Source organism: Flagellimonas beolgyonensis (genome assembly GCF_003992615.1).
Classification (GTDB): Bacteria; Bacteroidota; Bacteroidia; order Flavobacteriales; family Flavobacteriaceae; genus Flagellimonas; species Flagellimonas beolgyonensis.
The window spans coordinates 336,410-348,282 of the sequence record NZ_RZMY01000006.1 but is presented as its reverse complement, the minus strand read 5'-3'; the positions used below and the strand labels follow the sequence as shown (position 1 = coordinate 348,282).

General features: G+C 44.3%; 5 protein-coding genes. All 5 read left to right on the top strand.

Going from position 1 to position 11,873, the window contains the following annotated elements; all coding sequences use genetic code 11:
* Nucleotides 1–4 precede the first annotated feature (4 nt).
* The 5 genes from EO131_RS05245 (at nt 5) to EO131_RS05225 (ending at nt 11,854) form a co-directional block, all read left to right on the top strand.
* Complete coding sequence (locus EO131_RS05245; RefSeq protein WP_127019604.1) at nt 5–1,459, top strand: alpha-L-fucosidase; 1,455 nt, start codon at nt 5–7, stop codon at nt 1,457–1,459.
* A gap of 106 nt (nt 1,460–1,565) precedes the next feature.
* Nucleotides 1,566–4,385 carry a helix-turn-helix and ligand-binding sensor domain-containing protein gene (locus EO131_RS05240; RefSeq protein ID WP_127019602.1) on the top strand — a complete coding sequence of 940 codons (2,820 nt, stop codon included), beginning with the start codon at nt 1,566–1,568 and terminating at the stop codon, nt 4,383–4,385.
* 237 nt (nt 4,386–4,622) lie between these two features.
* On the top strand, nt 4,623–7,658 hold the full coding sequence (locus EO131_RS05235) for a SusC/RagA family TonB-linked outer membrane protein (protein WP_164731615.1): 3,036 nt from the start codon (nt 4,623–4,625) through the stop codon (nt 7,656–7,658).
* A 4-nt stretch (nt 7,659–7,662) separates the two neighbouring features.
* Nucleotides 7,663–9,150: a RagB/SusD family nutrient uptake outer membrane protein gene (locus EO131_RS05230; RefSeq protein ID WP_206512843.1), complete on the top strand. Its 1,488-nt coding sequence runs from the start codon at nt 7,663–7,665 to the stop codon at nt 9,148–9,150.
* A gap of 19 nt (nt 9,151–9,169) precedes the next feature.
* The gene (locus tag EO131_RS05225; protein ID WP_127019600.1) at nt 9,170–11,854 is read left to right on the top strand and encodes a PKD domain-containing protein; all 2,685 of its coding nucleotides are present in this window, start codon (nt 9,170–9,172) and stop codon (nt 11,852–11,854) included.
* Nucleotides 11,855–11,873 lie beyond the last annotated feature (19 nt).

Below are 11,873 nucleotides of genomic sequence, written 5' to 3'. Positions count from 1 at the left end.
AGTTATGTATCGTTTCCTATGGTTGTTTGGGCTTTTCGTTATCATCAATAGTACTTCATGCGGTAAAAAGGAAACGATTTCCCCACCATCGGCTTTTGGACCAATACCAACTGAGGATCAAATGGCTTGGCACCACATGGAGCTCAATGCGTTTGTGCATTTCAGCATCAACACCTTCACCGATAAAGAATGGGGCTATGGAGACGAATCCCCGAATCTGTTCAATCCTTCCGATTTTAATGTGGAACAATGGATTAGATCTTTAAAGGATGCCGGATTTAAAGGGGTGATTCTGACAGCGAAGCACCATGATGGGTTTGCCCTTTGGCCTTCGAAATTTACCGAGCATTCCGTCAAGAACAGTCCATTTATGAATGGTGAAGGGGATGTTGTGAAAGCTGTTGCCGATGCAGCCAAGAAACATGGGCTTAAATTCGGGGTCTATGTTTCGCCTTGGGATAGAAATCGAGCGGATTATGGGCAATCTTCCTATGTGGACTATTATCGAGATCAACTCAAGGAATTGTTTACAGGTTACGGACCCATTTTTGAAATGTGGTTCGATGGAGCCAATGGTGGCGATGGCTATTATGGGGGAGCCAATGAAACCCGAACCATTGATAGGCAACGTTATTACGATTGGCCCACAACCCTCAAAATGGTCGATTCCATGCAGCCCCAAGTAGTGTTCTTCAGCGATGCCGGTCCGGATTTACGTTGGGTGGGCAACGAGAGGGGAGTGGCAGGGGAAACCAATTGGAATACAATCACTCCAGATACCCTGTATGCGGGCAAAGCAGGAATTGAGAACCTTTTGCAACATGGCACCCAAGGTGGTAGCAAATGGATACCTGCTGAGGTGGATGTTTCCATAAGGCCGGGTTGGTTTTATCACGAGTCCCAAGATACCCTGGTCAAATCTCCGGAAAAGCTTTTTGAAATTTATATGACTTCAGTAGGGAGAGGATCCAATCTTTTGTTGAACATTCCACCCGATCAAACAGGACAGTTTCATGAAAACGATGTGGCTTCCCTGCAGGGATTGAGAAAAATTCTGGATAGTGTGTTCCAAACGAATTATGCAAGTACGGCAAAAATAATGGCCACCAACTTCCGCGGCAATGACGGTGATTATGCCCCTCAAAATGTCTTGGATGCTGATTTTGAAACCTATTGGGCCACCGATGATGATATAACCCAAGCTTCCATTGAACTTGAGCTGTCTTCACCCCAAAAATTGAATTACCTGATTCTTCAAGAATATATACCCCTTGGGCAGCGTATCGCAGCTTTTAAGGTACATGTGTGGCAAAATGGGGTTTGGACCGAAGTTGCACATGCAACCACTATAGGTTACAAACGCATTCTGCCATTGGGTGGGGTCGAATCTTCCAAGGTCAAAGTATCCATTACCAATGCGCTGGGATGTCCTATTCTTTCCAATATAGAGTTGTATTGATGTGAAATAGCAGCTTTGTGAGATGTGAGGTCTTTTCTATTTTCAACATTTGAGACTTCGCAAAGTTTGCAAATGGATTACTGTAATTTTGCTACCTTTAAAATCTATGGTCAGGCTAATAGAATTGAGGACAATACTGCTACTTCTTACGCTGTTTCCCTTTTTTTGTGCTTCACAAGAGTTGCCGCCTATTCAGGTTTATACACCATCGGAGTATATTGGAGAAAACCAAAATTGGGACATTTCCCAGGCCAGTTCCAAATTCATTTATGTTGCCAACAATCACAGTTTATTGGAATTTGATGGTGAACTGTGGCGAAAGTACCCTTCTCCCAATGGATCTGTGATACGATCCGTAACCACAGTAGAGGAGGTAATCTATACCGGATGCTACATGGAATTTGGCTTTTGGCAGAAAAATGGTCTCGGAAATCTGGAGTACACGTCCATATCGGCCAATTTAAAGGAGCCTTTGTTGGATGATGAGGAGTTTTGGAACATAGAAGTTATAGATGGTTCCATTATGTTCCAATCGCTCAACAGAATCTATATCTACAACACAGCTACCCAAGATGTACGCATCATTGAAGCGGAAACCGTGAAACCATTGGTCTTCTATCTGAAGAACCAAGGCATTTATTTTCAGCGAAAGGATCAAGGAGTTTTCAAGATAGCCAATAACGAAATCGAAACGGTCTCCGTACAAGAAGCTGTTCAAAATACTCCCTTGGTGGGAATTTATGAGCTACAAAACAGGTTGGTATTTATAAGGGATGATGGCCGATTTCTCACTGAAGGGCCAAACGGGACCTTGGTTCCTTGGCGAGCTGTTGAAGTTGGGGATATAGAGGGATTGAGTTTGTACAGTAGCCTGCAACTTACCGATGGAAGTTTGATTTTGGGTTCCATATCGGACGGAATCTATCATATTTCTGAACAAGGGGAACTGATTCGAAAGATCAATCAACAACAAGGGTTGAACAACAACACTATCCTGAATATGTACCAAGACCGGGACGCCAACCTTTGGTTGGCGCATGATAACGGACTTAGCGTGCTCAACCTTACCTCCCCATTCAATGAATTCAATGATACCGCAGGAAAGATAGGGGTGGTCTATACCTCGGCCCAACATAAGGGCAGACTTTATTTGGGGACCAACCAAGGATTGTTTGTACAGCAAGGCGATGATTCAGAATTTGAACTCATCGAAGGAACTGAAGGACAAGTTTGGAGTTTACAAGTTATCGATGACACTCTGTTTTGTGGTCATAATAATGGAACCTATATCGTTCGTGGAAATCAGGCCGATTTAATGGCCAATAACAGTGGCACATGGGGTATCAAAAGGATTGCAAGAGATTCCAATCGACTGCTACAGGGTAATTACAATGGAATCAGCCTATTGATCAAAAGGGATGATCAATGGGAATTGGAAGGTAAACTTGAGGGGTTCAACATATCCAGTCGATTCTTTGAGATAATGGAGGACAACAAGGTAATCGTCAGTCACGAATATAAAGGCCTTTTCACCCTTACATTGGACGATGGTTTTCAAAAAATACAAACTGTGGAACATCAAGACGGTATGGGGTACGCAACCAGTTTGGTCACATTTAACGATCAGCTTTTGTATGCGACCAACAATGGTGTTTTTTCCTGGAACCAATCCGATCAGAAATTTGAATGGAACAATGTGTTTTCCAATGTTTTCAATACGGATGGCGAAGGACCGATGAGCATTTTGATCACGGATACACAAAAAGAAAGACTCTGGCGCTTTGCTGATTATGATATTTTGTACGTTGAACCAGGTGAATTGGATGGTGTTCCGAAGCTTGCCAAAATAGCCATCCCCAGTTTTTTTAGAAGCAATTTGGGTGTATCTGGCTTTGAAAACATCAATGCCATTGCAGATGATCGGTATTTGATCGGAACCTCAAATGGTTATGTTACCCTCGACCTTGACAAGGTTACCACAAGTGATCACCAGATTCATTTGAATAAGATATCCAAGGAGTTCTATGATAGGCCTTCCGTTGAAGTGCCCTTGGATTCCATAGTCGATTTTACCTTTAAGGAGAACAACCTGCTCTTTACCTATAGTGTGCCCGAATACGATAAGTATACCGAGGTGCGCTATCAATACCAATTGGTGGGACTATACGATAAATGGAGCAACTGGTCCTTTGATGCGTTCACGAGTTTTGAAAACCTACCGTTTGGTGATTATGAATTCAAAGTGAGAGCAATGGTAGGAGGGGAGCTCACGGAAAATGTGGCAACTTATGCCTTTAACATAGATAGGCCATGGTATTGGTCCATCTTGGCCATAGTATTATATGGGCTGTCGTTTGTCGCTTTATTGTTTTTGACCCATAAGTTGTATAAGCGCTATTACAGAAAACAGCAAGAGCGGATTTTAAAGGAAAACCAGCGGAAGCTAAAACGGAAGAAGATCAAGAACCAGAAAAAGATCGTACAGATTCGAAATGAAAAGCTGGAACAGGAAATAGAGGCCAAAAATAGGGAACTGGCCGTTTCAACGATGAGCCTGATCAAAAAGAACGAATTCCTTAATGCCATTAAGGATCAATTGAAACAGGCGGAAGGACAGCAAGCCATACGGTCCGTCATTCGTACCATCGACCGAAATATCAATAATGAAGACGATTGGAAGTTTTTTGAAGAAGCCTTCAATAATGCGGATAAGCACTTTTTGAAAAAGATAAAGGAGTTGCATCCCGAACTTACCGCAAACGACCTAAGGTTGTGCGCATACCTCAGACTAAATTTATCATCCAAAGAAATAGCACCACTACTTAATATCTCCACTCGAAGTGTGGAAGTTAAACGTTATCGATTACGGAAAAAGATGGATTTACCACATGAAGATGGTTTGGTTGAATATATACTTTCTATTTAAACCCTATATAACGTCCTATTTCACCACAACATTACCTATACAATTAACAAATTTGACTCGTATCAGCGGTTAATTTTCCTCAACAGAACTTTCTGAAAGTCATTGATTTTACAGGGGTTCATTAACGATATGATAAAAATAGCTTCATTTTTTTGAGAATGTATATTTTTTGTTGAGGTTCTTTTTATGGTTTCCTAATTAGTATGGAATAGTTTGCAAATTCAAAACTAACTGCACATGAAGCGCAAACTAAGCATACTCATATTCCTTTTGGGAGTAGGTGTAATGTCCGCCCAAAATTTCACAGTTTCGGGTACTGTGTACGATCAAACAACCAACGAACCCCTGCCAGGAGTAAACGTGCTGGTAAAGAACAAGACCGTTGGTACCACAACGGATTTTGACGGAATCTTCAGTATAGAAAATATAGCTGTGGGAGACATTTTAGTTTTTTCCTATATCAGTTTTAAGTCACAGGAAATTACGGTTACGGGCTCTGATGATTTAACTGTCTACTTGCAAGAAGATGTTAGCAAATTGGATGAAGTGGTCGTTATAGGTTATGGTACCCAGACCAAAAAAGAAATTACAGGTGCCGTTACCGTTGTAGGTTCAGAAACCATTGAAGAATTGAACCCGACCCAAATAGAGCAAGCGCTGCAAGGGCAGGTGGCCGGTGTAAACATCACATCAGGTTCCGGATCGCCAGGTAGTGGATTGAACATTCGAATTCGTGGAATCTCGACCAATGGTGATAACCGTCCTTTGATCTTGGTCGATGGCAACGTAATCGAAGACCTAAGTGTCCTAAATCCTGGAGATATAGAAAGTATTAACGTGCTGAAAGATGCCACCGCTGGTATTTATGGGGTAAGGGCCGCAAACGGCGTTGTACTCATAACGACCAAAACCGGTCGTAAAAATTCGGATCTTAAGTTTAGTTATGATGCCTTCGGTGGTTTTCAGCAAACCTCACGAACTATTCCGGTATTAAATGCCACCGAATATGCCTTGATTGTCAACGAAGCCTTCGCTGCCGGTGGACAATCGGTCCCTTATCCAAATCTTTCAAGACTGGGAACTGGCACCAATTGGCAGGATGAAGTTTTTCAAAATGCACCCATAATCAACCACAACCTAACAGTTAATGGCGGTAGTGAAAAGTCTACCTATTCGTTTGGTTCCTCATTACTAACCCAAGACGGTATCGTTGGTGGAAACAAAGCAAATTTTAAACGGTACACCACACGGGTCAACTTTAATACAGATTTACTTCAAAATCTTAAGCTCACCACCAATTTGTTGTATACAGGTACCGAACGTAAAACATTGGCTGAGAACGCCATTGGATCCGTTCTTTTTAATGCATTGAACAACGCACCCACATTTGCGGTAAAGGATGCCAATGGTGAATTCACGCTCGCCGAAGGATTGGGCAACGAGGTTATCAACCCTTTGGCTCAAATTGAAAACACCTTCAACAAGACCAAAGTGGATAGACTTAGTGGTAAAGTAGCGCTCAATTATGGTTTTCTTGATCATTTTACGGCCGAAACCAGTCTTCAGTTCAACTACTCGGAGGTTCAGGGAAGAAGTTTCAATCCAACCATTTTCTATGGGTCTGGTAAAGTGTTCAACAATGTGGGGCGCAATACCCTATTCGTAAACAAGGACATTTTTAAGGATTATACGTTCGACGCCTTCGTGAACTATTCCAACACATTTGGTGAAAAGCACAATCTACAGGGAACCCTTGGTATGTCGGTATTTAGGACCCAAGGCCAGTTCTCAGGAACAACGCAGGGTTTCTTTGAAAATGAGACCACTTTTCCCGAAGCTGATATCGAGGACACAGTAGATCGAAGAAACGGTTTGGTGGATAGTGGCCTCAGCGGAAAATTTGACGAACGGCTCCTATCCTATTTTGCCCGTGTGCAATACGATTATGATGGAAAGTATTTAATTTCTGGGGTTATTCGTAGGGATGGCTCTACCAAGTTTGGTCCCAATAACCGATTCGGATATTTCCCATCCGGTTCCGTGGGATGGATCGTTTCCGAAGAAGAGTTTATGCAACAAAGCGATTTCTTGAATTTTTTGAAATTGAGGGGAAGCTATGGGATCCTGGGTAACGATCGTATTCCTTCCAACGGATTTAGAGGGGTGCTCAATGGGGAAGGCGCCTACGTCTGGAATGGAAATTTGGTGTTCGGGCAGGCTGTAGGAGTGCTTTCAAATCCAGAAATTCAATGGGAGGAACAGAAAACGTACGATATAGGGGTTGATTTGCGATTGTTCAATAATGCAGTGGACATCACGGCTGATTATTTTGACAAGACCACCGAAGGCCTGTTGTTGCAACCACAAGTATCTGGAATTTTGGGGGCTTCGGCACCCGGCGCACAACCCCCAGTAGTAAATGGTGGTACGGTTAAAAACCGCGGTTTTGAATTTGCCATCGGGTACAATTACAACCCTTCAGACGATTTTTCATTATCCATTAACTATAATGCCACTTTCTTGGACAATGAAGTGACCGAGGTAAATAATGAGGCAGGTTTCTTGCAGGGAGGGTCTTTTGGCGTTGGTCAGGACCCGCCGGCAAGGATGGAGGCCGGAAAACCCATCGGATACTTTTATGGATTGGAAACAGATGGATTGTTCCAAAACCAAACCGAAGTGGACAATCATGCCACCCAAGCCAATGCTGCCCCAGGAGAAATTCGCTTTGTGGATCAAAACAATGATGGGGTAATTGATTCCGATGACCGGGTGGATATCGGCAATCCGATTCCTGATGCAACCATGGGATTGAACCTGTCCATTACCTATAAGAACTTCGATTTTGGCGCCTATACTTTTGCTTCCATTGGCAACGAGATTGTCCGAAACTATGAAAGAAACCAACCTTTGGTCAACCGTTCTGTTTATACCTTAAACCGTTGGATTGGCGAAGGTACTTCAACCACACAACCAAGGGTGACCACAGGCGCAACATCCAATACCTTGTTCTCGGACTTTTTTGTTGAGGACGGTTCTTTTGTGCGGATTCAAAATGCGCAATTGGGGTATTCCTTTCCACAAGAAATGCTGAACAGTGTTGGCATAGACAAATTAAGGGTGTACGTATCCGCAAACAATATCTACACATTTACCAAGTATAGGGGTTACGACCCAAGTGCCAGCTCCGGCACACCGATCGGAGCAGGAATAGATCCAGGATTTTATCCAGTACCAAGAACTTATTTATTGGGCGTAAACCTCAAATTTTAGAAAGATGAAAACGAATAAAAACACATTTGAAATTATGCGTAAAGCAGCATTGTTTGTATTGGCAGGCCTTGTTCTTTGGGCATGTACTGACGATTTTGTGGATGTTGAATCGTTTGATGAGGATACCGAAAATTTCTTCAACTCCGAAGAGGACTATGAATCTGCACTTATTGCAGCCTACGATATGCTTCAATCCACCTATTTGAATGTAATGCTGGGTGAAATTGCATCGGACAACACATTGGCAGGTGGAGAAAGTGCCACCGATGTACCCGGAATTCAGGAAATTGACGATATGCAACACACACCCGTAAATGCACAATTACGGGACATTTGGAACTGGATGTTTGCAGGGGTCAACCGGGCCAACTACATCCTTGAGTTTAAGGATAAAACAGATTTTCCAAACAAGAACATCATCTTGGCCGAAGCAACATTTCTGAGGGCCTATTATTATTTTGAGTTGGTTAAATGGTTCGGGGATGTGCCACTGGCTGTGGATCAACGCTTACTTTTTGGGGCACAGAACACAGTGGACAGAACCCCGGCCGCACAAGTGTACGAACAGATTGAAAGAGATTTGATTTTTGCCTCGGATAATCTGCCGGTTACACAGGCTCAAGTGGGGCGTGTAACCAAGGGAGCGGCCCAAGCGCTATTGGGTAAGGTTTATCTGTTTCAGAATAAATTTCCAGAATCCGCAAACTATTTGGAGCAGGTAATCAACTCGGGTACCTATGACCTGTTGGAAGATTACAGCACCATGTTTGAGAACGATAATGAAAACAATATCGAATCGGTTTTCGAAGTACAATATACCGATGTGGAAGGTGCAGGGTTCGGCTGTTTGCAATGTAGTGAAGGAAACGTTGCCGTAGGGTTTAATGGTATCCGTAACTATTCGGGGCCGGTGTTCGAGTCTGGGTTTAGTTTCAATGTGCCCACCCAAGAAGCCTTTGATGCTTTTGAACCCAGCGATGTTCGCAGGGATGTAGCGATTTTGGATATTGAAGCATGGGCAGCTGCCAATTCGGATGTCTCCTATGTGGAAGGCCATGAACATACCGGTTATTACAACAGAAAATATATAGCGAGACAAGGTGACCTCAATACGGGGGATGCCAATTTGACCAACCCCAACAATTACAGGGCCATTCGCTTTGCCGATGTGCTGTTGATGGCCGCAGAAGCCTTGAACCGCGGAGATATTGACGATGCCAAAGCCAGGCAGTACCTAAATAGGGTACGCGAAAGAGCTGGTTTGATTCCTGTTTCAACTGATTTGGCAGACAATAACTTGACCAATGCCATTTATCAAGAACGTAGAGTGGAATTGGTGGGCGAAGGCCATCGCTTTTTCGACTTGGTGCGAACAGGCCGCGCAGCAGCGGAGATAGAAGGATTTCAAACACAAAAACACGAACTGTTTCCCATTCCTTCCATCGAAATAGAATTGGCGGGCAACCGCTGGGAACAAAATCCAGGGTACTAACTAAACAAAAAATCGACACATGAAATATTTAAGACTCTTATTAGTAGTTACATTGGCGGTCAATGTGTTCCAATCCTGTAAGGACGATGACGAAACCTCCTATGTATTGCAAGACATATCAGCGCCTACGAATTTGTCTGCAGTTTTTGACATTGCAGATGATGACTCTGGCGAGGTTTCGGTGACACCGACCGGTGTTGGTGCAGCCTCTTTCGAAGTATATTTTGGTGATGTGGAGAACGAAACCCCCGTGGATGTAAATCCGGGAGAAACTGTTAACCATGTTTACGGAGAAGGTGAATATACCCTACGAATTGTGGCCATAGGTACCACAGGATTGACCAGTGAGTTGAGCCGGATCGTGACCATTTCTTTTACACCTCCCTCCAACTTGAATGTGGAGGTTACCATTTCAAGCACGAATCCTTTTGAGATTACGGTTGATCCCTCCGCCGAAAACGCCACGGTATTCGATGTGTATTTTGGTGATGCCGAAAATGAGACACCTACGACTATTATGAGTGGGGAGACCATTAATCACACCTATGCCGAAGTTGGCTCCTATGAAGTACGTGTAGTAGCAAGAGGAGCTGGTGCCGCTACCATAGAATCTACCCAGACAGTCGAAATATCAGGGGCAATGGAGTCTATAACGTTGCCGATTACTTTTGATTTGGCTACAGTGAATTATGCCTTCTCAACTTTTAACGGAGCCAGTTTTGAAGTGGTGGACAACCCTGATAATACAGGGGCCCATACCATAGCTACCAAAGTAGGGGCCATTACCAATTCTGGTGCTGCCTATGAGGGGGGAGCGTTCAATTTGGGAACACCTGTCGATTTTAGTGGTTCCAATAAGACCATTACCATGAAATTATGGTCCAGCACAGCAGTGCCTGTCCTGTTGAAGTTTGAAGGCGGCGTGAACGGTGACGAACGCCAGTGCGAAGTAACGGCCAACCACAGCGGATCGGGTTGGGAGATATTGTCTTTTGATTTTGCAACGGATGCCGTTAAAAGCTATATCGATGGATCCCAGGGTGTAGGCGAGTCTTTTGTGCCCACAGGCCAATATGCGACCATGGTTATTTTTATTGATGGTCCTGGAACAACCGCAGGTACTTTCTATATTGATGATATTGCACAAGAGGGTGGGGTGGCATTGCAGGCACCCAACCTACCATTGGATTTTGAATCCGGCGATATATACGATTACACTTGGAACGGATTTGGTGCTTCAGATTTTGGCCCCATTCCAGCTGCCGTTATTGCCAATCCCGATGCCTCCGGTATCAACACCAGTGGCAATGTGGTGGAGATCAACAAGACCGCAGGCGCACAGGTTTGGGCAGGTGCCAGTCTAAATCTGGATGGTGCGATTGATTGGACAAATGGAACCACTATTGGTGTCAAAGTATGGTCACCCAGAGTGGGAACCCCAATATTGTTGAAAATAGAAGATTCCACCTCCCCTGCAGATGGCAATGGCAACCCAACAATTTTTGCAGAGGTGAGCGCGACGAGTACTGTGGCCTCGGCATGGGAAGAACTCACTTTTGACATGACAACATTTGGAGCTTTTAGCACCTCGGAATCGTATGATAGGGTAATCCTGTTCCCTGATTTTGGCAATGCGGGCAGCGATGAACTCTTTTATTTTGATGATATTACTTTGGGAGATGGTTCAGCAGGTGGTTCAGAACCTACAGCGGCTGCACCAACACCATCAGAAGGTGCCGCGAATGTGATTTCCATGTTCAGCGATACCTATACCGATGATCCCGTGGATACGTGGCGTACAGATTGGTCCAGCGCTACGTTGGAAGACATCACTGTGGCATCCAATGCGGTGAAAAAATACAGTGCCCTGAACTTTGTGGGCATTGAAACCGTTGCCAACCAGATTGATGCAACGTCCATGACCCATTTCCGTACCGATATCTGGACAGCAGATGCAACAGAATTCCGTATCAAGTTGGTGGATTTCGGGGCCGACGGTGCCTTTGGTGGTGGGGATGACGTGGAGCACGAAATCGCTATTTCCAATCCAGTTCAAGGCGAATGGGTTAGCTTGGACATTCCGTTAAGCGACTTTACCGGATTGACCACAAAGGCCAATATAGCCCAATTGATTTATTCTGCCGATCCTTCAGGAGCAACAACCGTTTATGTGGATAACGTATATTTTTACGCGGAACTACCAACAGCACCGACCAGTGCGGCACCAACTCCAACACTGAATGCTGCCAACGTGATTTCCATGTTCAGTGACGCATATACCGATGTTCCTGTGGATACCTGGCGAACCGATTGGTCCAATGCTACGTTGGAAGACGTAACTGTGGCGTCGGATGCTGTAAAAAAATACAGTGCCTTGAGCTTTGTGGGAGTAGAGACTGTGGCCAATCAGATCGATGCAACTTCCATGACCCACTTCCATACAGATATCTGGACAGCGGATGCGACTACGTTTCGAATCAAGCTAGTGGATTTTGGCGCTGATGGTGCCTTTGGTGGCGGTGATGACGTGGAACACGAAATCTCCATAACCAGCCCTGCACAAGGTGAATGGGTAAGCTTGGATATCCCATTGACAGACTTTACCGGGTTGACCACAAGGGCAAATATTGCCCAGCTGATTTATTCCGGCGACCCTTCGGGAGCGATAACCGTATATGTGGATAACGTGTACTTTCATAACTAATTAGAAAAATAGTACCGAA